The following is a 25,615-nucleotide window of genomic DNA, read 5'->3' as shown; positions in this document are numbered from 1 at the left end:
TCATGTCCACTCTGTCTGCCCAAGAACTGGCCCAGCAGCGCCAGGCCGATGCCACCGGCATCGACAACAACGCCGTCTTGCTCGGCGATTCCATCAAGTCGGTCTACGTCTATGAAGCGCCGGTGCGCATCTGGCACTGGATCAACGCCGCAGCGATCACCGTGCTGGCCATTACCGGCTACTTCATCGGCGTGCCGCTGCCGACCATGCCGGGCGAGGCCAGCGACAACTACCTGATGGGCTACATCCGCTTCGCGCACTTCACCGCTGGGTACATCCTGGCCGTGGGCCTGCTCGGGCGCGCCTACTGGGCGATCGTCGGCAACCACCACGCTCGCGAACTGTTCTGGGTCCCGCTTTTCCAGAAAGCCTACTGGCGTGAGGTGATTCAAGTGCTGGCGTGGTACCTGTTTATCGCTCCCAAGCCCAACCAGTACGTGGGACACAACCCGCTGGCCAGGTTCGCCATGTTTACCCTGTATCTCGGCATTGGCCTGTTCATGATCGTCACCGGCTTTGCGTTGTACGGGGAAGGCACACAGCCGGGATCCTGGGCGCACACGCTGTTCACCACCTGGGTGATTCCGCTGTTCGGCCAGAGCCAGGATGTGCACACCTGGCACCGCTTGGGCATGTGGGGCATGGTCATCTTCATCATCTTCCACATCTACGCTGCGATCCGCGAGGACATCATGGGTCGCCAGAGTATCGTGAGCACGATGATCTCCGGCCACCGCACGTTCAAGGATTAACCCCCCGCGCCGCCTTCGGCGCCCTCCCCAAAGGGGCGTTATTGGCGGCCCGTCCTGAGCTTGTCGATGGACGGTTCCGCGGAACCCTGGGTTGAGGCATTTCGCTCCGAGTTTATTTTTATTGGTCGCGCAACGTTCATTCGATTTAGATGTCGCTCTCCGCTCATCCCCGCTGGCTCGCTGCTGCTTCGGTGCTTCCTCCGAAGGGGGTGCCGGTGCGCACGCCCATGCACCCGGGTCGGCTGCTGGCGCGCACCTGCCTGGCACCGCTCTCGCTCAACCAGAGCGAGGCGGCCCGGCTGCTTGGACTGTCGCGCCGCCGGCTGCACGAGTTGGTGCACGGTCAGCGCGCCATGTCGCCCGACACCGCCATCCGCTGTGCGCGGCAGTTCGGTATCGATACGGCCTTCTGGCTCGCACACCAGTCCGCCTGGGACAGCTTCCATGCCTGGAAGCGCCTGTATGCGGTGGCGCACAGATCCCCGAGCGGTGCCGCACCCTTTTCTTCTGATTCTCCCTGAGCGTTTATCGGGACCACCCCACATGAGCAGACATCCGTCCGAAACCACCTGTCACCCCAGGGGTGACAGCCCTGCCCAGCCGCCAGCGATCGTGGTGCTGGGCATTGGCAACCTGCTCTGGGCCGACGAGGGCTTTGGCGTGCGCTGCATTGAGACGCTGCAGCGCCGCTACGAGTTCGCCGGGCATGTGTCGCTCATCGACGGCGGCACGCAGGGGCTGTACCTGATCCAGCACGTGCAGGCGGCGGACTGTTTGTTGATCTTCGACGCCATCGACTACGGCCTGGAGCCCGGTACCCTGAAGCAGGTGCGCGACGACGCTGTGCCGCGCTTCATGGGCGCGAAAAAAATGAGCCTGCACCAGACCGGTTTTCAGGAAGTGCTTTCGCTGGCGCAGCTCACCGGCAAGTTCCCGTCCCAGATGTTGCTGATCGGCTGCCAGCCCCAGGAGTTGGAAGACTACGGCGGCAGCCTGCGCCCGGTGGTGAAGGCTGCGATGGAAGACGCGCTGGCCCTGGGTGTGGACCAGATCGCGCGCTGGGGTGGCGAGCCCGTGCCGCGCCGCACGCCGCTGGGCGAACGCGAAGCGGTCACCCTGGACGAGCTCGCGTTGGCCGCCTACGAGACGCAGCGTCCCGCGCCTGAGCAAGCCTGCCGTTCGGGTGACGAACGCTTTTTCCCCAAGGACCTCTGACATGTGCATCGGCATCCCCATGCAGGTCAGCGCCATCGAGCCCGGACACGCCTGGTGCGAAGGCCGTGGCGAGCGGCGCCGGGTGAACACCGCGCTGGTCGGTCCGTGTGAGCCCGGCGACTGGTTGCTGGTGTTCTTGGGTGACGCGCGCGAACACATCAGCACCGAGCGTGCCGCCGAAGTCAACGCGGCGCTGGACCTAGTGCAAGACGCCATGCAGGGCCGGAGAGCCCGTGGCGATGCCGGCTTTGAACTGCCTTCACAGATGACCACCGAACAACTCAGGCAGTTGTCCGGACAGACCTGACACCCACCCCCACACACAGGAGATGACATGAACACCGCCACCGACACCACCGGCCGGGCTTTTGCCCTGCCACTGCCCGACACCAACCCCGCGCCACCGCTGGTGATGCGCCTAGTGCGCGACTTCGATGCCGCCTGGGTGGACGAAACCAGCGTGGCCGCATGGAGCGCGGGCGGCGGCGACCGCTTGGTGCTGCTCGCGGGCGACCCGGTGCGGTTCCCCGAAGGCCAGGACGTGGCGGCCGTGCTGCCCGAACTGATGAAGGTTTTTCCAAACCGCTTTCAGGTGGCCGTGGTGCCGCGAGACAACGAGGACGCGTTGGCGCGCCGTTACGGCTCGCAGCGCTGGCCCACCCTGCTGTTCTTTCGCGACGGTCAGTACGTCACCGCCATCGCCGGCATGCAGGACTGGGACGTGTACCAAAGCGGTGTGGCCGCCGCGCTTGCCATGCCACCCTCACGCCCGCCCACCATCGGCATCCCCGTGGTGAGCCAGGGCAGCACCAGCAAAGACAGCGGCTGCCATTGAACCGACCGACACCGAGGACACCCCATGAAAGACTTCCCCATCCCCCTCGTGGCCATCGGCCCGGGCACCCAGCCCGAAGACGAAAAGCTGGACTATGTGCACATGCCCACAGACATGGGCACCTACCGCCCACCCGTGCTGCCCGAGCCCGAAGAGCTGGCCGGGCGCGAAGCCGCGCGCGCGGTGTTGGGTCAGGTGCTGGCGCTGCTGGACCGCACTGCGCAAGGTGGCCCGGGCGGCCAGGTGGCGCTGACCACGCTGCCTGCGCAGGACCTGCAGCTGATCAAGCAGATCATGGGTGAGGGCGAGGTCAGCGCCCTGGTGCGCGAAGAAGACGGCGCGCTGGAGGTGCGCATCCAGGAAGCGGTGCTGGCCGGCGTGTGGCGCCTCATCACGTTCCGCACCGTGGACGGCGAGCGCACCATGATTGACGACGTGATTGAGGTCAGCCCGGTGCCGGCGCTGCTGCGCGCCATGGCGGTGGACGACGTGTGGCCGCAGGACGCCATGCCGCATTGGGCTGGTCCGTTGCCACCCAACGTGCAGAACGCGCCCCTGCTGGTGGAAGAAATCCGCGACCAGGTGCTCGGCTGGAAACCCGGCCAGGTCTCGCACGTGGTCAACTTCACACTGCTGCCGGTCACGCCCGAAGACATCGGTTTCCTCGACCACCATCTCGGTACCGGCCGCGTGCTCATGCTCTCGCGCGGTTACGGCAACTGCCGCATCTCCAACACGCGCCTGCCCAACTGCTGGCGCGTGGTGTACTACAACTCGATGGACAAGGTGATCCTCAACACGGTCGAGGTGGTGGACATGCCCGAGGTAGCGATGGCCGCCCCCGAAGACCTGCGCGATTCGCACGAGCGGCTGCTCGATGTGATCACCTACCTGGAGTCGGTGTGACGTTTCCCGTCCACCCGGCGCACCATGAGCAATGACCATTTCGAAGGCTTTGAAGGCTCGTACCTGGGCAACCGCGATGTGCTGCGCCCCGGCTCGCGCCTCGAATGCAAAATCTGCTGGTGGGTCTACGACCCCGCCCTGGGCGATCCACAGTGGCAGATTCTGCCCGGCACACCGTTCGCGGATCTGCCTGCGCACTGGCGCTGCCCGAACTGCGACTGCGATGCCGAGCAGTTCCTGATGCTGGTGGATTGAGATGAACCCCCTGCGCCGCTGGGTTCAAAGACCCTCTCCCGCTGGAGGGAGATGGGGCTTGACTCCCTCGCCCCTCTGGGGAGAGGGTTGGGGTGAGGGGCCAGCCGCGCCAAACGCGTGTGTCGCAGGCAGTGCACCGCACGATAGAAAGAACCCATGAGCCCGCTCACCCTCATGGACACCCCCTCAGCGGCGCCCGCCCAACTGGCCGAACGCGTGCAGAGCCTTGTGAATTTCTACCGTCACGTTCAGACCGAGCGCATGCAGGGCATTCCTTTGCTGAACCCGGCGTTGCAGGTCGAGGCGGTGGGGTTCGAATGGGCGAATCCGGTCGAGTCAGGCGACCCACAGGTGGCCGAGGGTGTGCTGATCACCCCCTGGTTCATGAGCCTGCTGCGCCTGCCGTCGGTGAATGGGCCGCACGGCAACCGCGTGGGCCGCAAAGCCGTGCGCGACTTTGGCAGCGAACGATTTGAATTCATCGGTGGGCACGACCCTGCCATCGGCTACCACGAGACTTGCGCGCTGTTTTCCCCCATGAACGGCTTCACCAGCCAGGACCTGGCGCGCGAGACCGCACTGGCTTCGCTGGCCCTGGTCAGACCGGCACCCGTGCCTGAGCCGACCCGAGCGCCCGTGGCCGAGCCGCTGCCATCGCGGCGGGCCTTTTTCCTGGCCCGTCGGCCGGACACCGGGGCGACGTCGTGAACGCGCTCGGTCTGACCGGGTCAACCGGCCTGTCGCAGCTGGCCGGTGCCCTGCGCGTGGCACCCGGTGTGGCGACGCCCATGGCCCTGCAAAGCAGCCGCCAGGACTGGGCGCCGCGCCTGGCCCGGGCGCAGGCCGTGAACGCCGTGCCCGGCCTCATGGCCAGCCTGTTCAATCTCTGCGGCCACGCGCACCGCCTGTGCTCGCAGCTCGCCATCGAAGCGGCGGCGCCGGGTCTGCTCCCTGCGCCGCAACAGGTGGCTCAGCGCCTGCGCACCGAGACCGCGCAGGAACACATCCGCCGCATCGGGCTGGACTGGCCGCGCCTGCTGGCCAACGATGGCGATGAGTTGCTGGCAGCCCAGGCACAGGCCGCGCTCAGGGCCTGCCCACTGCTGGCCCCCGCTGCCAGCGCGCTGGCCGATCCCTGGCACGCCACGCTCGTCTGGTTGCAAGACCATCTGCTGCACCAGCCCGCCACCACCTGGCACGGCGCCTGGCAAACCAGCGGCGCCGACTGGTTGCTGGACTGGAGCCACCGCCACGACGGCTGGCTGGCCCCACTGCTCAGCGCCGCCCGCCAGATCGACGACGGCGTGCCGCTGGACCCAGCCAGCGCGCTGCGCGCCCATGCGGATGCCTCGGGCCAGCGCACCCTGGCCGCGGCGCTGGCCCTTGAGCCCGGCTTTGCCTTGCGCCCGCAGTGGCACGGCGCCTGCGCCCAAAGCGGCAGCTGGACCCGGTTGAACGATCCGACGCCATACCGACCCCTCACACCCTGGGCCTTGCTGGGCAGCCGCGTCGCCGAGCTGATCCGCCTGTGCCTGCCCGACGCAGCGGGCCAGAGCGGCGCGGGCTGGCTGTCCTTCGGCTCGCTGGCCACGGGGCCACGCCAGGGTCTGGCCTGGGTGGAAATGGCGCGTGGCCTGCTGGTGCACCAGGTCGAGGTCGACAGCACGGGGCGCGATGCGCGGGTGCTTGCCTGCCGCGTGCTCGCGCCGACCGAGTGGAATTTTCATCCGCAGGGTGTGGTGGCGCAGCGCATCGCCGCGCTGGACGCCGCCGAACCACCGGCCGCCGTGGAGCGCCGCGTGCGCCTGCTCATGGCGGCGTTCGACCCTTGCGTGCCGTTTGACGTGACGCACCCGGTGCGCGCCGGGCAGGAGCTGCCACATGCATGAGGCCAGCCTCGCCGGTGGCGTGTTGCAGCTGGTGGAAAGCACCGCCGCACGCGACGGTTTTTCCCGTCTGTTGTCGCTGCGGATCGAGGCCGGGCAGCTCGCGGGGGTGGATGTGCGCGCCCTGCGTTTTGCGCTGGATTGCTTGGCACCAGGAACCGTGCTCGAAGGCGCCCAGATCGACATCGAAGAACCACCCGGTCAGGCCTGGTGCCTGGGCTGTGCGCAGACGGTGGAGATCGCCCAGCGCGGCGACGCCTGTCCCCTTTGCGGTGGCTACCAGCTCCAGCCCACCGGCGGCATGGCCTTGCGTGTGCTGGACATGCAGGTGGAATGAAAACGGAACACACTGTGCCGCTTCACGACCGCCAGAAAACCCTTGGGGCAACGCAGACGGTCTGCGGCGCCTAGCATCACGATTGAACAGGAGACAGACTATGTGTGTTGTGTGTGGATGCAGTAACAACAGCCCGGCCCATGCCCGGCATGTTCAGACCCAGGCCGGCGACGCCAGCGTGGTGCAGGTGAACCCTGCCAACGGCGACCTGCACTTCGGTACCGGTGCGGCCCGCGTGTCGGTGCCCGGCATGAGCCAGGCGCGCGCCATCAAGCTGGAGACCGACATCCTGGGCGCCAACAACCGCGTGGCGGTGCAGAACCGGGCGCATTTCGAAGCGCACGGCGTGACCGCGCTCAACCTGGTGTCCAGCCCCGGTTCGGGCAAGACCACGCTGCTTTGCGCCACCATCGAAGCCTTGAAGGCCCGCTCGCCTGATCTGCACCTCGCCGTGATCGAAGGCGACCAGCAGACCAGTTTCGATGCCGACCGCATCCGCGCCACCGGCGCCCCCGCCATCCAGGTCAACACTGGTAAGGGTTGCCACCTCGACGCGCCCATGGTGTCGCAAGCTTTCGCGCAACTGCACAGCCACGATCACCATGGCCACGACCCTGCAAAAGAGCACTCGCACGATCACAACCACCACGACGAACACAGCCTGCTGTTCATCGAAAACGTGGGCAATCTGGTCTGCCCCGCCGTGTGGGACCTGGGGGAAGCCGCCAAGGTGGCCATTCTCTCGGTGACCGAGGGCGAGGACAAACCGCTCAAGTACCCCGACATGTTCGCCGCCTCTTCGCTCATGGTGCTCAACAAGATCGACCTGCTGGCGCACGTGAAGTTCGACGTCGCGCGCTGCATTGAGCTGGCGCGCCGCGTGAACCCGACGATCGAAGTCATCCAGCTCTCGGCCACTACCGGCGAAGGCATGGACGCCTGGCTGCACTGGCTGGACCACGCCATGGGCGCGCAGCATCACCACCACGACGAGCCAGCTTCCGAAGAAGCGGTTTTGCGCGAGCGCGTGCAGCGGCTCGAAGCAGAGCTGGCCCGCGCCAAAGCCGCGCTGCCCGCCGACGCCGCCGCCTGACGGACGGTTTGTCATGTCCACCACCGTGCTCGCTGTCGGCGCCTGGCTCAAGAATGCGGCCTGCCTGGTGCTGCGCGGGCAGGTGCACTGGTCGCCGGTGCATGGCGACCTGAGTGACCCGACCGCCTGCGCGGCGCTGGAGCAATCGGTGCAGGAGCTGCTGCAGCAGGCCGCTGCGGTCGGCGCGCCGGTGCAGGCCATCGCCCACGACCTGCATCCCGATTTTTTCAGCACCCAGCTGGCCATCGCCACCGCACACGCGCTCGGTGTGCCCGCCATGGGCGTGCAGCACCACCACGCGCACATCGCCGCCGTGGTGGCCGAGCACCGCATCGAAGGCCCGGTCATCGGCCTGGCGCTCGACGGCGTGGGCCTGGGCACAGACGGGCAGGCCTGGGGCGGAGAACTGTTGTGGGTGGACGGCGCACGGTGGCAACGCCTGGGCCACTTGATGCCGCTGGCTTTGCCGGGCAGCGACCGCGCCGCGCGCGAGCCCTGGCGCATGGCCGCGAGCGTGCTGCACGCGATGGGCGATGGCGATCAGATCACCCCACGCTTTGCACCGCAGGTCGGTGCGGCCGTGGCCGCCGGTGTGCAGCAGATGCTGGTGCGCGGCCTGAACTGCCCGGCCACCAGCAGCGCCGGGCGCTGGTTCGACGCGGCCGCCGCTGCGCTGGGTCTGAGCGTTCGCCAAACCGATGAAGCACAGGCCGCCATTGCGCTGGAAGCCGCCGCCGCGCGCTGGCTTGCGCAAACCCCACACACCACAGCCCTGCCCGGCGCGGTCATCGACGCGCTGAACCGCCTGGACCTGCGCGGCCTCATGCCCGCGCTGTTCGAAGCCACCGCCGATGGCGTGGACGCCACCGCTGCGGGCTTTCACCTCGCGCTGGCCGACGCCCTGGCCGACTGGGCCACGCGGGCCGCCAACGAACGCGGCTGTCGCAGTGTGTGCCTCGGTGGCGGCTGCTTTTTCAACCGCGTGCTGCGCGAGCGCCTCACGCAGCGCCTGCAGGCCACTGGGCTGCGCGTGCACCGCCCGCTGGACAAGGGCTGCGGCGACGCCGGTCTGGCGCTGGGCCAGGCCTGGGTCGCGGCGCAACAAATGGCGACGACGCCGCAGAACATCTCGACAAAGGAAGCCGAATCATGTGCCTAGCCATTCCCGCCCAACTGGTCGAGTTGCGCCCCAACGACCAGGCCGTGGTCAACCTCGGGGGCATCCGCAAAGAAATTTCCATTGCCCTGGTGGCCGATGTGCAAGTGGGCGACTACGTGATCGTGCACGTCGGCCACGCCATTGGGGTGATCGACCCGGAGGAGGCGCGAAGCACGCTGGCGCTGTTCGCCGAAATCGCGCAGTTCGCGTCTGATCCCACACCTGTGACACCCGCATGAAATACATCGACGAATTTCGCGACGGCGAGCTCGCCCGCCAGATTGGCGCGCGCATCGCCGCCGAAGCCCATCCCGAGCGCAGCTACAGCTTCATGGAGTTTTGTGGTGGTCACACCCACGCTATTCAGCGCTACGGTGTGCTTGAGTTGCTGCCGCCCAACGTGCGCATGATCCACGGCCCGGGCTGCCCGGTCTGCGTGCTGCCCATCGGCCGCATCGACCTGGCGATCCGCCTCGCACTGGAACGCGATGCCATCGTCTGCACCTACGGCGACACCATGCGCGTGCCGGCGTCGGACAGCCTGTCATTGATCAGGGCCAAGGCACGCGGCGGCGACATCCGCATGATCTATTCCGCCGCCGACGCCATGGCCATCGCGCGGGCCAACCCGCAGCGCGAGGTGGTGTTCTTCGCCATCGGTTTCGAAACCACCACGCCGCCCACGGCGCTCGCCATTCGCGACGCGGCGCGCGAGGGCCTGGCCAACCTCAGTGTGCTGTGCTGCCACGTGCTCACGCCCTCGGCCATCACCCACATCCTCGAATCGCCCGAAGTGCGCCAACTCGGTACCGTGCCCATCGACGGCTTCATCGGCCCGGCACACGTGAGCATCGTCATCGGCTCCGCGCCCTACGACCACTTTGCCGAGGAGTACCGCAAACCGGTGGTGATCGCCGGCTTTGAGCCGCTGGACGTGATGCAGGCTGTCCTGATGCTGGTGCGTCAGGTCAACGAAGGCCGCGCCCACGTGGAAAACGAATTCACCCGTGCCGTCACGCCCGAGGGCAACCAGAAGGCCCAAGCCCTGGTGTCCGAGGTGTTCGAGCTGCGGCCGAGCTTCGAGTGGCGCGGCCTGGGCGAGGTGCCCTACAGCGCGCTCAAGATCCGTGAAGCCTTTGCCGCCTTTGACGCCGAGCGCCGTTTCGACCTCAGCTACACGACCGTGGCCGACAACAAGGCCTGCGAGTGCGGCGCCATTCTGCGCGGCGTGAAGAAGCCGACCGACTGCAAGATCTTCGGCACCGTCTGCACGCCGGAAAACCCGGTCGGCTCCTGCATGGTGTCGAGCGAAGGCGCCTGCGCCGCGCACTACACCTACGGCCGTTTTCGCGACATCCCCATTGTCCCTGCCACCACCCCTGCCATCGCAGTGACCATCGCATGAGGGCCGACAGCGACCCATCCGCCGCTGGCGAGGCGCCCGCACCCAAGCCGGTGAAAAAGAACTACATCCGTCCGCTGGACATCAAACACGGCCGCATCGACATGGGCCACGGCGCGGGCGGCAAGGCCGCGGCGCAGCTGATCGAGGAGCTGTTCCTCGCCGCCTTCGACAATGAGTTCCTGCGCCAGGGCGACGACGCTGCGGTGCTGGCGCTGCCTGCGTTCGACCCGGCTCACGGTCGCCTTGTCATGGCGACCGACGGGCATGTGATCTCTCCGCTGTTTTTTCCCGGCGGCGACATCGGCTGCCTGTCGGTGCACGGCACGGTGAACGACGTGGCGATGATGGGCGCGCAGCCGCTGTACCTGAGCGCGAGCTTCATCATCGAAGAAGGCTTCCCGCTGATCGAGCTGCAGCGCATCGTCAAGTCCATGGCGGCTGCGGCGCGCCAGGCCGGTGTGCCGGTGGTGACCGGCGACACCAAGGTGGTGGAGCGGGGCAAGGGCGACGGCGTGTTCATCAGCACCACCGGCGTGGGCGTGCTGCCGCCGGGCGTGCAAATCAGCGGGCGCCATGCGCGCCCCGGCGACGTGCTGCTGCTCTCCGGCAGCATCGGCGACCACGGCGTGGCGGTGCTGTCGCAGCGCGAGTCGCTGGCCTTCGAGACCACGATCCAGAGCGACACCGCCGCGCTGCACACCCTGGTGGCGGCCTTGCTGGCGGCCGCGCCCGGCGCGGTGCGCGTGCTGCGCGACCCCACGCGCGGCGGCCTGGCCACCACGCTCAACGAGATCGCGCGCCAGTCGGGCGTGGGCATGCTGCTGCAGGAGGCCGCCATTCCGGTGCGCGCGCAGGTGGACGCCGCCTGCGAGCTGCTCGGGCTCGATCCCCTGTACGTGGCCAACGAGGGCAAGCTGGTCGCGGTGTGTGCACCGGAGGCGGCCGACGCGGTGCTGGCCGCGATGCGCGCGCACCCGCTGGGCACCGATGCCGCGCGCATCGGCGCGGTGACGGCCGACCCGCACCACTTTGTGCAGATGGCCACGCGCTTCGGCGGCCGCCGCGTGGTGGACTGGCTCAGCGGCGAGCAGCTCCCACGCATTTGCTGACGCGGCACCCCACACCGGAGGAACGCATGCCCGACCCCGTGTTCCAGAAAACCGAGCGCGGCCGCGCTGAGATCGCGCAGCGCTCGGCCGGCCTGCAGGCGGCGGCGCGCTCGGTGCTGATCATGGTGAACAGCCAGGACACGGTGGCGGCGCTGGCCGCGCGCGGCCTGCCCGATATGCGCGAACACCTGCGCCAGCTGCTCGCGCTCGGCCTGATCGAGGTGGTGGCGCCGACGCCTCCTCCCCCCCCACCGCCTCCCCCCGCGGTGGCACCGCCGCCGCCCGCGCCACCCGTGCCCGAACTCGACGCGCTGCGCCGCCAGGTGCTGGCCCGCCTGAAGCCTCACTTCGGCCCCGACACCGGCACCGTCGCCCAGGCCCTGCGCGCCGCGCGCACGGCGGCCGAGTTCAACCAGGCACTCGACGACATCGAATCCAAGCTCGCCATCTACATGGGCCGCAAGCAGGCCGCACGCGAACTGCAGGGGCTTCGGCCGCCACCGTGAACACCGTGTCCCAGGGCCTTCGCATCCTGCTGCTGTGCCACAGCTTCAACAGCCTGGCGCAGCGGCTGTTCGCCGAGCTGCGCGCGCGCGGCCACACGGTGAGCGTGGAGCTCGACATCAACGACCGCGTGACCGAGGAAGCGGTCGCGCTGTTCCGGCCCGACCTGCTGCTCGCGCCCTTCCTCAAGCGCCGCATCCCGGCCACGGTGTGGCAGCGCCTGCCCTGCCTGGTGGTGCACCCCGGCCCGCCGGGCGACCAGGGCCCCTCGGCGCTGGACTGGGCCGTGCTGCAAGGCGAAAGCACCTGGGGCGTGACCGTGCTGCAGGCCACCGGCGACTTCGATGCCGGCCCGGTGTGGGCGCATGCGGCCTTCCCCATGCGCCCGGCCAGCAAGGGCAGCCTGTACCGCGGCGAGGTCACGCAGGCCGCGCTGCAGGCCACGCTGCAAGCGGTGCAGCGCTTCGCGCAGGGTGATCGCGAAGCCGGCCCGCCGCCCCCCGCGCGCTGGCGGCCCGCCATGCGCCAGGACGAGCGCGCCATCGACTGGGCAAGCCACAGCACGGCCGAGGTGCTGGCGCGGCTGCGCTGCGCCGACGGCCAGCCCGGCGTGCTCGATGCGCTGTGGGGCCAGGCCTGCCACCTGATGGACGGCCACGCCGCCAGCGCCGCGCTGATGGCCGGGTTTGCCGGTGCCGAACCGGGCCGGGTGCTGGCGGTGCGCGATGGCGCGCTGCTGCGCCGCACGCGCGACGGCGGCGTGTGGATCGGCCACGTGCGGCGCACCGCGGCGCTCGAAGCCGACCCGAGCCGGGTCGGCTTCAAGCAGGTGGCGGCCCAGGCCTTCGCCGCCCAAGCCGCCGCGCTGCCCGACAACCCCGCGCCGCTGGATCGGCCCGAGGACGAGTGGGGCGAGCTGCGCTACACCGAACACGGCCCCGAGGGCGCGCGCGTGGGCTGCCTGGCGTTCGACTTCTACAACGGCGCCATGTCCACCGACCGCTGCGAGCGCCTGCGCGCCGCCCTGCTGGCGGTGCGCGAGCGGCCGACCCGGGTGCTGTTGCTGCTCGGTGGCGCGGACTTCTTCAGCAACGGCATCGACCTCAACAGCATCGAGGCCGCGGCCCACCGGCCGGGCGACAGCGCGGCCGACGCCTCGTGGCGCAACATCCAGGCCATGAACGACGCCGCCCTGGCCGTGCTGGAAACCACCGACCGGCTCACCGTGAGCGTGCTGCGCGGCAACGCTGGCGCCGGTGGCGCATTCCTCGCGCTCGCGGCCGACGCGATGTGGGCGCACGCGGGCGTGGTGCTCAACCCGCACTACAAGAACATGGGCAACCTGTACGGCTCCGAGTACTGGACCTACCTGCTGCCGCGCCGCCTGGGCGAGGCCGGCGCGAAGGCGCTGATGGCGCAGCGCCTGCCGCTGCTGGCCGGCGAGGCCGCGCGCATGGGCTTGATCGACCTTTGCGACGACCAGGCGCGCGCGGGCTTCGAAGCGCGCTGCTTACAACGCGCACTGGCGCTTGCAGCCTCCTACAATCTGCCTGAGAGGCTGGCGGCCAAGCAGGCCACGCGCGAGCGCGACGAAGCCCACCGCCCGCTGGCCCACCACCGAGAACAGGAACTGGCGCGCATGCACCGCAACTTCTACGGCTTCGATCCCAGCTACCACGTGGCGCGCCACCATTTCGTGCACAAGCAGCCGCACGCCTGGACGCCGCGACACCTGGCCACGCACCGTTGAAATCCCATTTGTCCCCCGACGCCCTGCCCACCGTGCTGGTGGTGGATGACGAGGTGCGGTCGCAGGACGCGATGCGCCGCACGCTCGACGAGGATTTCACCGTGTTCACCGCCAGCAGCGCCGACGAGGCGCGCGGCCTCCTGCAGCGCCAGCCGGTGAGCGTGATCCTGTGCGACCAGCGCATGCCCGGCATGACCGGCGTGAGCTTCCTCAAGGAAGTGCGCGAACAGTGGCCCGACGCGGTGCGCATCGTGATCTCGGGCTACACCGACAGCGAAGACATCATTGCCGGCATCAACGAGGCCGGCATCTACCAGTACATCCTCAAGCCCTGGGCGCCCGACCATCTGCTGGACTCGGTGCGCAACGCGGTGGAGGCGCAGGCCCTGCAGCGCCAGACCAGCCGGCTCGACCTGGAGCTGCGCACCAGCACCGGCGTGCTGCGCCAGCGCACCGCCCGCCAGATCGACCGCGCGCGCGCCAGCTTCGGCTTCGACCACATCGTGCGCGCGCCCGGCAGCCCGATCGACGCGGTCTGCGCCATGGCGCACCGGGTGGCGCGCTACGACCTCTCGGTGCTGGTGCTGGGCGAGTCCGGCACCGGCAAGGAACTGATGGCGCGCGCGATCCACTACGCCTCGCCGCGCCTGAGCGGCCCCTTCGTGGTGGAGAACTGCGCCGCCATTCCAGACACGCTGCTGGAGTCCGAGCTGTTCGGCCACAAGCGCGGCGCCTTCACCGGCGCCTACGAAGACCACCCCGGCCTGTTCCAGCGCGCGCACCGCGGCACGGTGTTCCTCGACGAGATCGGCGAGACCTCGCAGGCCTTTCAGGTCAAGCTGCTGCGTGTGCTGCAAGAGGGCGAGGTGCGGCCGGTGGGCGGCGTTCGGCCGGAGCCGGTGGACGTGCGCGTGATCGCCGCCACCCACCGCCAGCTCGAGCAGCGCGTGCGCGACGGCCTGTTCCGCGAAGACCTGTACTACCGCATCGCCGGCATCACCATCACCGTGCCGCCCCTGCGCGAGCGCGTGGCCGACATCGCGCCCATCGCGCGCCAGTTGGTGCAGGACGTGGCCAGCGAACTCGGCCACCCCGGTGCGACGCTGCCCGACGACACGCTCGCCTGCCTCGTGAGCTACCCCTGGCCGGGCAACATCCGCGAGCTGCGCAACGAAATCGCCCGCGCGCTGGCCTTGCAGGACGGTCCCGAGCTGCAGGCCGCGTCGTTTTCCAGCCGCGTGCTGCAAGGCCACGGCCAGGGCAGCGGCGATCTGCAGGCCGCCCTGCCCGCCCACGGTACACTTGCGCAGCGGCTGGATGTGATCGAGGCCATGGTGCTGCGCGAGACGCTGCAGCGCCAGCGCTGGAACAAGACGCGGGTGGCGCAGGAACTGGGCCTGTCTCGCGTCGGCCTGCGCGGCAAAATGCAACGTCTCGGCCTGGAGAAATGACATGCCCTTGAACGTGTTGTGGTTGCAGAGCGGCGGTTGCGGCGGCTGCAGCATGTCGCTGCTTTGCGCGGACACGCCCGATTTCCAAGGCCACCTGCGCGACGCCGGCATCCACCTGCTGTGGCACCCCTCGCTGTCGATGGAGAGCGGCGACGAGTTGCTGGACCTGCTCAATGCCGTGCTGGAGGGCCGCCTCCGGCTCGACGCCCTGTGCGTGGAAGGTTCGCTGCTGCGCGGGCCGAACGGCACCGGCCGTTTTCACATGCTGGCCGGCACCCAACTGCCCATGATCGAGTGGGTGCGCCGGCTCAGTGCGCGCGCACGGCACGTGGTGGCGGTGGGCAGCTGCGCGGCCTGGGGTGGCATCACCGCCGGGGGTGACAACCCCACCGATGCCTGCGGCCTGCAGTACCAGGACGACGAGCCCGGCGGCCTGCTGGGCGCGCCCTTCCGGTCCAGCAACGGCCTGCCGGTCATCAACGTCGCCGGCTGCCCGACGCACCCGAGCTGGGTGATCGACACGCTGATGGCACTGGCCGCGGACACCTTTGCCGCCAGCGATCTCGACCCGCTGAACCGGCCGCGTTTCTACGCCGACCAGCTGGTGCACCACGGCTGCACGCGCAACGAGTATTACGAGTTCAAGGCCAGCGCCGAGAAACCGTCGGACCTGGGCTGCATGATGGAGCACATGGGTTGCAAGGGCACCCAGGTGCATGCGGACTGCAACACCCGCCTTTGGAACGGCGAGGGCTCCTGCACGCGAGGTGGCTACGCCTGCATCGCCTGCACCGAGCCCGGCTTCCAGGAGCCCGGCCACCCGTTCCACCAGACGCCCAAGCTCGCGGGCATCCCCATCGGCCTGCCGACCGATATGCCCAAGGCCTGGTTCGTCGCGCTGGCCTCCCTGTCCAAGAGCGCGACGCCCAAACGGGTCAAACAGAACGCGGTGTCCGACCACCTGGTGGTCAAACCCGCCGTTCGCAAAACCCCCCTCAAATGAGCCGCCTACTTGTCGGTCCGTTCAACCGTGTCGAGGGCGACCTGGAGGTGCAGCTCGACGTGCAGGATGGCCGCGTGGCCTCGGCGCAGGTTAATGCCACCATGTACCGCGGTTTCGAGCAGATCCTGCAGGGCAAGGCGCCGCACGATGCGCTGGTCTACGTGCCGCGCATCTGCGGCATCTGCTCGGTGTCGCAGTCGGTGGCGTCGGCGCGCGCGCTAGCCCACCTCGGCGGCATTGAGATGCCGGCCAACGGCCAGCACGCGACCAACGTGATCCTGGCCACGGAAAACCTGGCCGACCACCTCACGCACTTCTACCTGTTCTTCATGCCGGACTTCACGCGCCCGGTGTACGCGGCCCATGCCTGGCACGCCGAGGCGGTGCGCCGCTTCGCGCCGAACCACGGCGAGCAGGTGCGCGCGGCCACGGCGGCGCGCCAGCGCTGGCTCACCCTCATGGGCACGCTGGGCGGCAAGTGGCCGCACACGCAGTCCATCGAGCCGGGCGGCTCCACGCGGCCGATCGACGCGGCCGAGCGCGTGCGCCTGCTCGCGCGCGTGCGCGAGTTCCGATCGTTCTTGGAGCGCCAGCTGTTCGGCGCACCGCTGGAGGCCATCATCGGCATCGAGAGCGAGGACGCGTTGTGGGACTGGCATGCGCGGGACCCGCTGGGGGGTGACCTGCGCATCTTCCTCACCCTGATGCGCGACCTGCATTTGCAGGCCCTGGGCCCCGGCCCGGGCCGTTACCTGAGCTACGGCGCCTATGCTCAGCCCGAAGGCGGCTTCGCCCTGCCCGGCGGGCTGTGGCGCGCCGATGCGGCGCGGCTGGACGCGGTGGACGCGGTCGCGATCACCGAAGACGCCACCCACGCATGGCTGGCTGACGCCGGTGGCCCCTTGCACCCGCTGGTGGGCCAGACCCGACCCGACCCCGACAAGGCGCGCGGCTACACCTGGAACAAGGCGCCGCGGCTGGCCGGCGAGGTGGTCGAGACCGGTGCCATCGCACGCCAGCTCGCGGCCGGCCACCCGCTGGTGCGCGATGCGGTGGCGCGGCACGGCGGCACGGTCTACACGCGCGTGCTGGCGCGCCTGCTCGAACTTGCGCGCGTGGTGCCGCTGATGGAAGACTGGCTGCGCGCGCTGCGGCCCACCGAGCCCTTCTGCGTGCCGTCCGACCTGCCCGCCGAAGGCAGCGGCATCGGCCTGTCGGAAGCGGCGCGCGGCAGCCTGGGGCACTGGGTCGTGGTGCAGCGCGGGCGCATCGCCAACTACCAGATCGTCGCGCCCACGAGCTGGAACTTCTCGCCGCGCGACGCCGCCGGCACGCCCGGCGCGCTGGAGCAGGCCCTGGTCGGCGCACCGGTGCGTGAGGGCGAGAAGACGCCGGTGGCCGTGCAGCACATCGTGCGCTCGTTCGACCCTTGCATGGTCTGCACGGTGCACTGATGGGCATGGCCCCCCCTCTGCGCCGCTTCGCGGCTTCCCCCCTCTCTGGCGCGCCTTCGGCGCTTGGAGGGGGGATGGCATCTTGGGCCGTCTTGCCCCCTCTCTCTCTGGGAGAGGGTTGGGGTGAGGGCCGCGCTGGAGTGTCCAGATGAACGAAAAGCACTCCCGTATCCCCCTGCCCGCCGCGCCCATGGAGGGTGTGGACGAGTCCACCTGGATGGACGTCATCCAGAAGATGGACGAGGTCTACACCCGGCTGATCGACGACGAGGTGGAGCTGGAGAAAAAGAACGCCGAGCTGGAGCAGTCGCAGCAGTTCATTTTCAGCGTGCTGACCTCGATGTCGGACGTGCTGGTTGTGTGCGACGCGAACGGCCTGATCGAGCAGGCCAACGCCGCGCTGTGCGAGCTGGCCGGACGGCCCGAGGACCAGTTGCGCGGCACGCAGCTGTACGCGCTGCTGGCCGACGCGTCCAGCGTGGCACTGGCGCGCGCGGCCATGGATAAGGCCGACGCGCCGCGCGCGGGCGAGGCGATCGAACTCAACCTGCTGGACCGGCAGGGCCAGGCGGTGTCGGTGGACGCCAACTGCACGCCGCGCATCGGCGGCAACGGGCGGCGCGTGGGCACGGTCTGGGTCGGGCGGCCCACGGCCGAGCTCAAGCGCGCGTACCACGAGATGCGCGCCGCCCACGAGGCCCTGAAGCGCACCCAGCAGCAGCTGCTGCATTCGGAAAAGATGGCCTCGCTGGGCCAGCTCGTGGCCGGCGTGGCGCACGAACTCAACAACCCGATCAGCTTCGTGCTGGGCAACGTGCATGCGCTGCGCAAGTACTGCGACCGGCTACAGACCTACATAACCGCCGTGCACGCGCACGCGCACGCGCACGAGCCCGAGCCGGTGCTGCAGGCGCTGCGCCAGATGCTGCGCATCGAACACCTCATGGGCGACCTGCCGTCGCTGATCGAGGGCACGCTCGAAGGCGCGCAGCGCACCGCCGACATCGTGCACGGGCTCAAGCGCTTCTCCGCCATGGACCCGGAGGAACGCAAGCCGGTCAACCTGATCGAGGTGATCGAGCGAGCGATCCACTGGGTGCAAAAAGGCCGCGCCACGCCGGTGGAGGTGCGCTGGCAGCCGGGCGGGCAGTGCATGGTGATGGGCAGCGCGGGCCAGTTGCAGCAGGTGATGATGAACCTGCTGCAGAACGGCTTCGACGCGGTGGGCCACAGCCCCTCGCCCCGCGTCTGGGTGTCGGTGGAGGTCGCCGACGGCCAGGTGCGCGTGGCGCTGCGCGACAACGGCCCGGGCATTGCACCCGAGCACCTGCTGCGCATCTTCGACCCCTTCTTCACCACCAAGCCGGTGGGCAAGGGCACGGGCCTGGGGCTGTCGATCAGCTACGGCATCGTCGAGCAGCATGGCGGGCGACTGAGCGCGCGCAACGCCGCCGGGGGCGGGGCCGAGTTCCTGCTGGAACTGCCTCAGGCGTAGCTGGCGGCCATGGTGTCCAGCGACACCGCCTTCATCCGGCCCGCCTGTCCCGCGCTGCCGAAGGCCTCGAAGCGCTGCTGGCAGATCGCGCGCGCGGCCTTCCTGGCCGCCATCAGCGCCTTGCGCGGGTCGAACTCGCTGCGCTCCCGGGCGAAGGTCTGGCGCATGGCGCCGGTCATGGCCAGGCGGATGTCGGTGTCGATGTTCACCTTGCGCACGCCGTTGCGGATGCCGCGGCGGATTTCCTCCACCGGCACGCCGTAGGTTTCCTTGATGTCGCCGCCGTGCTCGCGGATGATGGCCAGCCATTCCTGCGGCACGCTGGAGCTGCCGTGCATCACCAGGTGGGTGTTGGGCACCCTGGCGTGGATGGCCGCGATGCGGTCGATGGCCAGGATGTCGCCGGTGGGTTGCCGGGTGAACTTGTAGGCGCCGTGGCTGGTGCCGATGGCGATGGCCAGTGCGTCCACGCCGGTGCGCTGCACGAAGTCGGCCGCCTGCTCGGGGTCGGTCAGCATCATGTCGTGCGTCAGCGTGCCCGCGGCGCCCACGCCGTCCTCTTCGCCCGCCTCGCCGGTTTCCAGCGAGCCCAGGCAGCCCAGTTCGCCTTCCACCGACACGCCCACGGCGTGCGCCATGTCGCAGACGCGGCGCGTGACCTCCAGGTTGTAGTCGTAGCTCGCGGGGGTCTTGCCGTCCTCGCGCAGCGAGCCGTCCATCATCACGCTGGTGAAGCCCGAGTGGATCGACTGCATGCACACCGCAGGCGTGGTGCCATGGTCCTGGTGCAGCACCACGGGCAGGTCGGGGTGGGCTTCCACGGCGGCCAGCACCATGTGGCGCAGGTAGGCCTCGCCCGCGTACTTGCGAGCGCCGGCCGAGGCCTGCAGGATCACCGCAGCGGGCCGGCGCAGGCCACGGGCGCGGACTCGGCGATGCCGTAGGTGGTGCCCTCGGCGCGGTGCGAGGTGCCGAAGGCGTCGTGCACAAAGATGTCGCACAGGGCGCCGAGCTTCTTCGCGAGTTCGGGGCTGTTCTTCTTCTCGCCCACGTTCAGGCGGCAGTTTTCCAGCAGCACCACCTCGCCGGGAGCCACCGAAAAATCACCGTCAACCCAGTCGGCGACGAGGCGCACCGGGCGGTCCATCAACGCGGCCAGGCGCGCGGCCACCGGCTGCAGCGAGTCCTCGGGCTTGAACGCGCCTTCGGTGGGCCGGCCCAGGTGGCTGGTGACCATGACGGCCGCGCCCGCGTCCAGCGCCATCTGGATCGCCGGGATGCTGGCGCGGATGCGGGTGTCCTCGGTGATGCGCCCCGTGTCGTCCTGCGGCACGTTCAGGTCGGCGCGGATGAAGACGCGCGTGGCGAGCGAAAAACCGCTCGCGCACACATCGCTGAAGCGCAAGGCCGTCATGATCGGGCGCCCACGACGCGCACCATCTCAAGGCACTTGTCCTTCGGACTGGGCCTTCATCTCCGCCTTGATCTCGTCGTAGCTGGCTTCGGTTTCCAGCTCCACCGTCAGGTCCACCACCGAGACGTCGCTGGTGGGCACGCGGAAGCTCATGCCGGTGAGCTTCTTGTTCAGCTCGGGGATCACCACGCCCACGGCCTTGGCCGCGCCGGTGCTGCTGGGGATGATGTTCTCCAGGATGCCGCGCCCGCCGCGCCAGTCCTTGTTGCTCGGGCCGTCCACGGTCTTCTGGGTGGCGGTGGCCGCGTGCACGGTGGTCATCAGGCCGCGCTTGATGCCCCACTTGTCGTTGAGCACCTTGGCAATCGGCGCCAGGCAGTTGGTGGTGCACGAAGCGTTGGAGATGATGGCCTCGCCCTTGTAGGTCTTGTTGTTGACGCCGAAGACGAACATGGGGGTGTCGTCCTTGGAGGGAGCCGAGAGGATGACCTTCTTCGCGCCGGCGTCCAGGTGTTTCTGGGCCGTGACCTTGTCGAGGAACAGGCTGGTGGATTCAATGACGACGTCGGCGCCGACTTCATTCCACTTCAGACTCGAGGGATCGCGCTCTTGCGTGAGGCGGATCTTCTTGCCGTTGACGATCAGGGTGTTGCCCTCGACCGAGACCGTGCCCTTGAAGCGGCCGTGCACGCTGTCGTACTGCAGCATGTAGGCCAGGTAGTCGGGCTCGAGCAGGTCGTTGATGGCCACCACTTCGATATCCTGGAAGTTCTCAATGGCGCTGCGCGGCACGTTGCGCCAGATGCGGCCGAAGCCGTTGATGCCGATCTTGAGCGGTGTGGTCTGTGTCATGGGGCGTGGGGCGTGGGGCGTGGGGCGGAAAGGGAATCAGTGCAACAGGGCTGAGATGTCTTCACTGACGTGGTCGGGCGCACACGCGGCGATGGGGTCGCCCATGTTGTAGCCATAGGGCAGTGCCCATACGCAGACACCGGCGTTGCGCGCCGTGGCGACGTCGATGGACGAATCGCCGACGAACCCTCGCACACGTCCTCGTCCTTGCAAGCGACATCGGCGATCGTGCGCTTCTACCGGTCGGTGCGTTTCGGAGTGATCTTGGCAATCTGCTGAAAGCACAGGGACGCGAGGTGCTGGCGAGAGACGCTCCCGAAGTCCTGGGCTTTCTCAAGCGCATCAATGGCACTGATGCGGATGGTGATCTTTTCGTAAGCGCCGGGCTCCCCGCAACGTGCCTTGAGGGTGTCACCGTCGGAGGCAGCTACAACCAAACACAGCAGGGCACCCACTTGCAAAAAGACAGATGCTTGCGGCTCACTAAAACTTCCACGCCGGCCACAGTGCGTCTTCATGTCGTTGCTCCAGCGCCCACAAGCGCCACAACGAATTGCTGCAGGCACACGGCGTGCAAGTCATCGACAACATAAACATGGTGACCTGCGGTGGGCAGGCGACGATCCCGATCGTGGCAGCCGCCTCACGGGTCTCGAAAGTGCACTACGGCGAAATCGTCGCATCGATCGTGAGCAAGTCGGAGGGCCCCGGAACGCGGGCCAACATTGATGAGTTCACGGAGACCACGCGCGCGGTGATCGAGAAGCTCGGCAGGGCCGAACGCGGCAAATCCATCATCGTGCTCAACACGGCAGAGCCACCGTTGATCATGCGCGATACCGTGTTCGGTTTGTCCGAACTGGTCGACCAGGCGTTGGTGGAGAAATGCATTCTGGACATGGTGGCGGACGTGCGTGCCTACGTGCCGGGCTACCGCCTCATGCAAGAAGTCCCGTTCGAGGTGGTGCCGCCGCACGCACCGCTGAACGCGCCCGGCATCGGGCCTGGGGTCCGTCTTCCCTTGGGCATGCCTGAAGATCAAGGACGGCGGCTATGCCAATCGTCACTGTTAGTTCTAATTTCTGCTCGGCGAAGCGTTCATGGCCCGGCCGTCGTGAAGGAGCGCCCACCCTCTGGCGCGCCCGCTTGATCTCATCGCCGTGCAGGCGACGCATGCCGCAGGTTGTCCCGCACGGTGGTAAGTTTGGCCCCGAGCGCGAGCGCATAAGTGGCATGGGTGTGGCGCATACAGTGCGGGCTGACACGCCGCAGTTTCTCAGCCGTGGACGGATTGTCCGCCTGGACGACTTCCGCCACCTTCGTGAAGAAACGGCGCATAACACTCCACTGCCGTGAGGCAGTGATGCCAGCTGCATCCTCCTGATCGAGGCTGCCAATGCGCGGCGCTCGCGGGTCCCAGCGCGCCGGCGTGATCGGCAACTTGCGCTGCATCAGGTAGCGAGACAGCGCCGCACGGGCCAGCGACGGCAACGCCACTTTGCCGGGTTTGCTGCCCTTGCCCACCAGGTGCAGCCCGTCGTCCCCATGCGCATCGACCTCAATCTGCCCCAGCGTGGCCCCACCAATTCCCCGATGCGTAGGCCCGTCGCGTACGCGAAATCCAGCACGAAGCGAAGGCGCTGCGCCGCTGGCGCTTGCCATCCATGTCCCAATTCCAGGCCTTCGGCCACGGTCTGAATCGGAGTATGCCAACCGTGCGTAGCGCGCGGTCTGGTGTTCAAGCTATCGGCAATGTCATCGAGTTCGGCCTGGCTGAAGATGAAGACGCTGAGGCCGGTGCCCTTGGGTAAGTACTGACGGATGAGCCCGTTGGTGTTCTCGCAGGTGCCGCGTCCGCCTCAGCGTGACGGACCCGGCCGTGGACGGTGCTCGAACAGCCAGTCCTTGAACGCCAGCGCTGCGGGCGAGAGTCGCTTGCCGCGCGGGTACACCACGTGCCAGCGACGGATCAGCGGGAACCCCACCACGTCCAGCAACACCAACTCGCCCAGCGCCAGTTCCGACACCACGGTGGTGGCCGACAGCACCGCCAGCCCCAAGCCGCCGGCCACGGTCTGCTTGATGGCTTCGTTGCTGCCGACTTCGAGCCGCGTTTTCAGCCTGACGCCTTGGCCAGCGAAGAACTTCTCGGTAGTCAGCCGGGTGCCCGAACCGGGCTCGCGCAGGACGAAGGGCTCGTCCTTCAACCGCTTCGGCGACAGTCGCTGCCTGCCCACCAGCGGATGGCTTGGCGGCGCCACCAGCACCAGCGGGTTGTCGGCAAAGTCTTCGCAGACCACGTCCATATTCTCAGAAGGCTGACCCATGATGTACAGGTCATCCTGGTTGCTGGCGAGCCGCAGCAACAGGTTCTCGCGGTTGCACACCACCATCGCCACGTCGATGCCCGGGTGGGCCGCACAGAAGCCGCCCAGCAGCTTGGGCACGGTGTATTTCACCGTGGTCAGTATGGCCAGTTTCAAGCTGCCTTTTTCCACGCCCTGCAGGGCCGCAAGGTCCTGCGACAGGCGCTCCATACGCGACTCGATGTCGGCGCAGGCGTCGGCCAGGGTCTGACCCGTCGCGGTCAGAAAGATCTTCTTGCCCAGCTGTTCAAACAGGGGCTGCCCCACCGTCTCGGACAGTTGCTTGACTTGCAGGGACAGGGTCGGCGGCGAGAGGTGCAGCTCCTCCGCTGCGCGCGCAAAGCTGTTGTGGCGCGCCACGGCCAGAAAGATGCGCAGCTGGTGCAGGGTGGCGTGGCGCAGGTTCATGATTTATTCTAGTAAAAGATAACAATACAAACATTTTACTTTTTCTTATTCTGCACCACGCACACAATCCGCACCAGTTCAGCGCACATCCACCCCAAAACGGGACGCACTGGGCGCCCCATTTGCAACCCCCAAAGTTTTCAACGAGGAGCGAACATGGCTGTCAAGACTTACAACGCCGGCGTCAAGGAATACCGCCAAACCTACTGGATGCCCGAGTACACCCCCTTGGATACCGACATCCTGGCGGTGTTCAAGATCACGCCGCAGCCTGGCGTGGATCGCGAAGAGGTGGCGGCCGCCGTGGCGGCGGAATCGTCCACCGGCACCTGGACCACGGTGTGGACCGACCTGCTGACCGACATGGACTATTACAAGGGCCGCGCCTACCGCATCGAAGACGTTCCGGGCGACGACACCTGCTTCTACGCCTTCGTGGCCTATCCGATCGATCTGTTCGAAGAGGGTTCGGTGGTCAACGTGTTCACCTCGCTGGTGGGCAACGTGTTTGGTTTCAAGGCGCTGCGCGCCCTGCGCCTGGAAGATGTGCGCTTCCCCATCGCCTACATCAAGACCTGCGGCGGTCCTCCCATGGGCATCCAGGTCGAACGTGACATCATGAACAAGTACGGTCGCCCGCTGCTGGGTTGCACCATCAAGCCCAAGCTGGGTCTGTCGGCCAAGAACTACGGTCGTGCCGTGTACGAGTGTCTGCGCGGTGGTCTGGACTTCACCAAGGACGACGAGAACATCACCAGCCAGCCCTTCATGCGCTGGCGCCAGCGTTTCGACTTCGTGCAGGAAGCCACCCTGAAGGCCGAGCGCGAGACCGGTGAGCGCAAGGGACACTACCTAAACGTGACCGCCCCCACGCCCGAAGAGATGTACCGCCGCGCCGAGTACGCCAAAGAGATCGGCGCGCCGATCATCATGCACGACTACATCACCGGCGGCTTCTGTGCCAACACCGGCCTGGCCAACTGGTGCCGCGAGAACGGCATGCTGCTGCACATCCACCGTGCCATGCACGCCGTGATCGACCGCAATCCGCACCACGGCATCCACTTCCGCGTTCTCACCAAGATCCTGCGCCTGTCGGGCGGTGACCACCTGCACACCGGCACCGTGGTGGGCAAGCTCGAAGGCGACCGCAACTCGACACTGGGCTGGATCGACCTGCTGCGCGAATCCTTTGTTCCCGAAGACCGCTCGCGCGGCATCTTCTTCGACCAGGACTGGGGTTCTATGCCCGGTGCGCTCGCAGTGGCCTCAGGCGGCATCCACGTCTGGCACATGCCTGCGCTGGTCAGCATCTTCGGCGACGACTCGGTGCTGCAGTTCGGTGGTGGCACCCTGGGTCACCCCTGGGGCAACGCGGCCGGCGCCTGTGCCAACCGCGTGGCACTGGAGGCCTGCGTGCAGGCCCGCAACGAAGGCCGCCCGCTGGAAAAAGAGGGCAAGGACATCCTTACTGCTGCCGCAGCGCACTCGCCCGAACTCAAGATCGCCATGGAGACCTGGAAAGAGATCAAGTTCGAGTTTGATACCGTGGACAAGCTCGACATCGCCAACAAGTGATCAGTTCACAGCGCGTCCGACCCCACCCCTCATCCCCTCTGAAAGGAAACTGACATGGCTGTCCAGGCTTACAAATCGACCCAGAAGTACGAGACCTTCTCTTATCTGCCGCCCATGACGGCAGAGCAGGTTCGTCGGCAGATCGCCTACTCCATCGCACAGGGCTGGAACCCGGCGGTGGAGCACACCGAAAAGGGCACATCCGCCACAAGCAACTTCTGGTACATGTGGAAGCTGCCGCTGTTTGGCGAGCAGTCGGTGGATGCCGTGCTGGCCGAGGTGGAGGCCTGCCACCGCGAGTTCCCCAACCACCTGGTGCGTGTGATCGCCTATGACAACTACTCGCAGAGTCAGGGCATGTCTTTCGTCGTCTATCGCTGAGAGAACA

28 protein-coding genes and 4 pseudogenes are annotated in these 25,615 nt (G+C 67.9%); 24 read left to right on the top strand and 8 right to left on the bottom strand.

Annotation, left to right across the window (positions count from 1 at the left end; all coding sequences use genetic code 11):
• The first annotated feature begins 2 nt into the window (after positions 1 to 2).
• The 21 genes from cybH to ACTIF6_RS20800 all read left to right on the top strand — a co-directional run bounded on the left by cybH (position 3) and on the right by ACTIF6_RS20800 (position 18,609).
• Positions 3 to 752, top strand: coding sequence for a Ni/Fe-hydrogenase, b-type cytochrome subunit (gene cybH, locus ACTIF6_RS20900; RefSeq protein ID WP_182120538.1), 750 nt, complete (start codon positions 3 to 5; stop codon positions 750 to 752).
• Between the two features lie 149 nt (positions 753 to 901).
• Positions 902 to 1,273, top strand: a complete 372-nt coding sequence (locus ACTIF6_RS20895; RefSeq protein ID WP_182120537.1) for a HigA family addiction module antitoxin — start codon at positions 902 to 904, stop codon at positions 1,271 to 1,273.
• Between the two features lie 22 nt (positions 1,274 to 1,295).
• A complete protein-coding gene (locus tag ACTIF6_RS20890) occupies positions 1,296 to 1,967 on the top strand; it encodes a HyaD/HybD family hydrogenase maturation endopeptidase (protein ID WP_182120536.1) in 672 nt (223 codons plus the stop codon).
• A gap of 1 nt (position 1,968) precedes the next feature.
• Positions 1,969 to 2,274 carry a HypC/HybG/HupF family hydrogenase formation chaperone gene (locus ACTIF6_RS20885; protein ID WP_182120535.1) on the top strand — a complete coding sequence of 102 codons (306 nt, stop codon included), beginning with the start codon at positions 1,969 to 1,971 and terminating at the stop codon, positions 2,272 to 2,274.
• Positions 2,275 to 2,301: 27 nt separating this feature from the next.
• The gene (locus ACTIF6_RS20880) at positions 2,302 to 2,802 is read left to right on the top strand and encodes a hydrogenase (RefSeq protein WP_182120534.1); all 501 of its coding nucleotides are present in this window, start codon (positions 2,302 to 2,304) and stop codon (positions 2,800 to 2,802) included.
• 24 nt (positions 2,803 to 2,826) lie between these two features.
• Positions 2,827 to 3,708 carry a hydrogenase expression/formation protein gene (locus ACTIF6_RS20875; RefSeq protein ID WP_182120533.1) on the top strand — a complete coding sequence of 294 codons (882 nt, stop codon included), beginning with the start codon at positions 2,827 to 2,829 and terminating at the stop codon, positions 3,706 to 3,708.
• Positions 3,709 to 3,732: 24 nt separating this feature from the next.
• Positions 3,733 to 3,963 (top strand): rubredoxin, encoded by a 231-nt coding sequence (locus ACTIF6_RS20870; RefSeq protein ID WP_182120532.1) that lies wholly within the window; start codon positions 3,733 to 3,735, stop codon positions 3,961 to 3,963.
• A 156-nt stretch (positions 3,964 to 4,119) separates the two neighbouring features.
• Positions 4,120 to 4,671 (top strand): [NiFe]-hydrogenase assembly chaperone HybE, encoded by a 552-nt coding sequence (hybE, locus tag ACTIF6_RS20865; protein ID WP_182120531.1) that lies wholly within the window; start codon positions 4,120 to 4,122, stop codon positions 4,669 to 4,671.
• A complete protein-coding gene (locus tag ACTIF6_RS20860; protein ID WP_182120530.1) occupies positions 4,668 to 5,852 on the top strand; it encodes a hydrogenase formation protein in 1,185 nt (394 codons plus the stop codon). The genes hybE and ACTIF6_RS20860 overlap by 4 nt, the downstream gene beginning before the upstream one ends.
• Positions 5,845 to 6,186, top strand: coding sequence for a hydrogenase maturation nickel metallochaperone HypA/HybF (locus ACTIF6_RS20855; protein ID WP_182120529.1), 342 nt, complete (start codon positions 5,845 to 5,847; stop codon positions 6,184 to 6,186). The genes ACTIF6_RS20860 and ACTIF6_RS20855 overlap by 8 nt, the downstream gene beginning before the upstream one ends.
• A 100-nt stretch (positions 6,187 to 6,286) precedes the next feature.
• Positions 6,287 to 7,279: a hydrogenase nickel incorporation protein HypB gene (gene hypB, locus ACTIF6_RS20850; protein ID WP_182120528.1), complete on the top strand. Its 993-nt coding sequence runs from the start codon at positions 6,287 to 6,289 to the stop codon at positions 7,277 to 7,279.
• A 13-nt stretch (positions 7,280 to 7,292) separates the two neighbouring features.
• Positions 7,293 to 8,438 carry a Kae1-like domain-containing protein gene (locus tag ACTIF6_RS20845; RefSeq protein ID WP_182120527.1) on the top strand — a complete coding sequence of 382 codons (1,146 nt, stop codon included), beginning with the start codon at positions 7,293 to 7,295 and terminating at the stop codon, positions 8,436 to 8,438.
• Positions 8,429 to 8,677, top strand: coding sequence for a HypC/HybG/HupF family hydrogenase formation chaperone (locus ACTIF6_RS20840; protein WP_182120526.1), 249 nt, complete (start codon positions 8,429 to 8,431; stop codon positions 8,675 to 8,677). Before ACTIF6_RS20845 ends, ACTIF6_RS20840 begins: the two co-directional genes overlap by 10 nt.
• The gene (gene hypD / locus ACTIF6_RS20835; RefSeq protein WP_291210727.1) at positions 8,674 to 9,843 is read left to right on the top strand and encodes a hydrogenase formation protein HypD; all 1,170 of its coding nucleotides are present in this window, start codon (positions 8,674 to 8,676) and stop codon (positions 9,841 to 9,843) included. The genes ACTIF6_RS20840 and hypD overlap by 4 nt, the downstream gene beginning before the upstream one ends.
• Complete coding sequence (gene hypE, locus ACTIF6_RS20830) at positions 9,840 to 10,952, top strand: hydrogenase expression/formation protein HypE (protein ID WP_291210724.1); 1,113 nt, start codon at positions 9,840 to 9,842, stop codon at positions 10,950 to 10,952. The genes hypD and hypE overlap by 4 nt, the downstream gene beginning before the upstream one ends.
• A gap of 26 nt (positions 10,953 to 10,978) precedes the next feature.
• Positions 10,979 to 11,458: a hypothetical protein gene (locus ACTIF6_RS20825; protein ID WP_291210721.1), complete on the top strand. Its 480-nt coding sequence runs from the start codon at positions 10,979 to 10,981 to the stop codon at positions 11,456 to 11,458.
• Positions 11,455 to 13,206: an enoyl-CoA hydratase-related protein gene (locus ACTIF6_RS20820; RefSeq protein WP_291210719.1), complete on the top strand. Its 1,752-nt coding sequence runs from the start codon at positions 11,455 to 11,457 to the stop codon at positions 13,204 to 13,206. The genes ACTIF6_RS20825 and ACTIF6_RS20820 overlap by 4 nt, the downstream gene beginning before the upstream one ends.
• A gap of 8 nt (positions 13,207 to 13,214) precedes the next feature.
• Positions 13,215 to 14,657, top strand: coding sequence for a sigma-54-dependent transcriptional regulator (locus ACTIF6_RS20815; protein ID WP_291210716.1), 1,443 nt, complete (start codon positions 13,215 to 13,217; stop codon positions 14,655 to 14,657).
• Between the two features lies 1 nt (position 14,658).
• Complete coding sequence (locus ACTIF6_RS20810; RefSeq protein ID WP_182120522.1) at positions 14,659 to 15,660, top strand: HupU protein; 1,002 nt, start codon at positions 14,659 to 14,661, stop codon at positions 15,658 to 15,660.
• A complete protein-coding gene (locus ACTIF6_RS20805) occupies positions 15,657 to 17,114 on the top strand; it encodes a nickel-dependent hydrogenase large subunit (RefSeq protein WP_182120521.1) in 1,458 nt (485 codons plus the stop codon). The genes ACTIF6_RS20810 and ACTIF6_RS20805 overlap by 4 nt, the downstream gene beginning before the upstream one ends.
• Positions 17,115 to 17,262: 148 nt before the next feature.
• Positions 17,263 to 18,609 (top strand): sensor histidine kinase, encoded by a 1,347-nt coding sequence (locus ACTIF6_RS20800; RefSeq protein ID WP_182120520.1) that lies wholly within the window; start codon positions 17,263 to 17,265, stop codon positions 18,607 to 18,609.
• Here ACTIF6_RS20800 and fba read toward each other — a convergent pair.
• The 5 genes and pseudogenes from fba to ACTIF6_RS20775 all read right to left on the bottom strand — a co-directional run bounded on the left by fba (position 18,600) and on the right by ACTIF6_RS20775 (position 21,393).
• Positions 18,600 to 19,505 carry a class II fructose-bisphosphate aldolase gene (fba, locus tag ACTIF6_RS20795; RefSeq protein ID WP_246331037.1) on the bottom strand — a complete coding sequence of 302 codons (906 nt, stop codon included), beginning with the start codon at positions 19,503 to 19,505 and terminating at the stop codon, positions 18,600 to 18,602. The genes ACTIF6_RS20800 and fba overlap by 10 nt on opposite strands.
• Before the next feature lie 2 nt (positions 19,506 to 19,507).
• Positions 19,508 to 20,023 (bottom strand): annotated as a pseudogene (gene pgk, locus ACTIF6_RS20790) (phosphoglycerate kinase); the annotation flags it as partial.
• Positions 20,024 to 20,062: 39 nt separating this feature from the next.
• Positions 20,063 to 20,875 (bottom strand): annotated as a pseudogene (locus ACTIF6_RS20785) (type I glyceraldehyde-3-phosphate dehydrogenase); the annotation flags it as partial.
• Positions 20,876 to 20,911: 36 nt separating this feature from the next.
• On the bottom strand, positions 20,912 to 21,070 hold the full coding sequence (locus ACTIF6_RS20780) for a hypothetical protein (protein ID WP_371133055.1): 159 nt from the start codon (positions 21,068 to 21,070) through the stop codon (positions 20,912 to 20,914).
• 41 nt (positions 21,071 to 21,111) lie between these two features.
• On the bottom strand, positions 21,112 to 21,393 hold the full coding sequence (locus ACTIF6_RS20775) for a thermonuclease family protein (protein WP_182120518.1): 282 nt from the start codon (positions 21,391 to 21,393) through the stop codon (positions 21,112 to 21,114).
• An 8-nt stretch (positions 21,394 to 21,401) separates the two neighbouring features.
• Between ACTIF6_RS20775 and ACTIF6_RS20770 the strand changes: the two are divergent.
• A pseudogene (locus ACTIF6_RS20770) lies at positions 21,402 to 21,881 on the top strand (acetaldehyde dehydrogenase (acetylating)); the annotation flags it as partial.
• 146 nt (positions 21,882 to 22,027) lie between these two features.
• On the opposite strand, the gene ACTIF6_RS20765 reads toward ACTIF6_RS20770, so the two are convergent.
• The 3 genes and pseudogenes from ACTIF6_RS20765 to ACTIF6_RS20755 all read right to left on the bottom strand — a co-directional run bounded on the left by ACTIF6_RS20765 (position 22,028) and on the right by ACTIF6_RS20755 (position 23,649).
• Positions 22,028 to 22,537 carry a site-specific integrase gene (locus tag ACTIF6_RS20765; protein ID WP_371133054.1) on the bottom strand — a complete coding sequence of 170 codons (510 nt, stop codon included), beginning with the start codon at positions 22,535 to 22,537 and terminating at the stop codon, positions 22,028 to 22,030.
• A gap of 14 nt (positions 22,538 to 22,551) precedes the next feature.
• Positions 22,552 to 22,728 (bottom strand): annotated as a pseudogene (locus ACTIF6_RS20760) (transposase); the annotation flags it as partial.
• A gap of 6 nt (positions 22,729 to 22,734) precedes the next feature.
• Positions 22,735 to 23,649: a LysR family transcriptional regulator gene (locus tag ACTIF6_RS20755; protein WP_182120517.1), complete on the bottom strand. Its 915-nt coding sequence runs from the start codon at positions 23,647 to 23,649 to the stop codon at positions 22,735 to 22,737.
• Positions 23,650 to 23,805: 156 nt separating this feature from the next.
• Here ACTIF6_RS20755 and ACTIF6_RS20750 point away from each other — a divergent pair, with 156 nt between their 5' ends.
• Positions 23,806 to 25,227 carry a form I ribulose bisphosphate carboxylase large subunit gene (locus tag ACTIF6_RS20750; RefSeq protein ID WP_182120516.1) on the top strand — a complete coding sequence of 474 codons (1,422 nt, stop codon included), beginning with the start codon at positions 23,806 to 23,808 and terminating at the stop codon, positions 25,225 to 25,227.
• Between the two features lie 54 nt (positions 25,228 to 25,281).
• Positions 25,282 to 25,608: a ribulose bisphosphate carboxylase small subunit gene (locus tag ACTIF6_RS20745; RefSeq protein WP_182120515.1), complete on the top strand. Its 327-nt coding sequence runs from the start codon at positions 25,282 to 25,284 to the stop codon at positions 25,606 to 25,608.
• Positions 25,609 to 25,615: the final 7 nt, after the last annotated feature.

Origin of the sequence: Hydrogenophaga sp., from assembly GCF_051860785.1 — a bacterium.
Classification (GTDB): domain Bacteria; phylum Pseudomonadota; class Gammaproteobacteria; order Burkholderiales; family Burkholderiaceae_C; genus Hydrogenophaga.
Note: the sequence above shows the minus strand (reverse complement) of the source record. Positions and strands in the feature narration are given on the sequence as shown.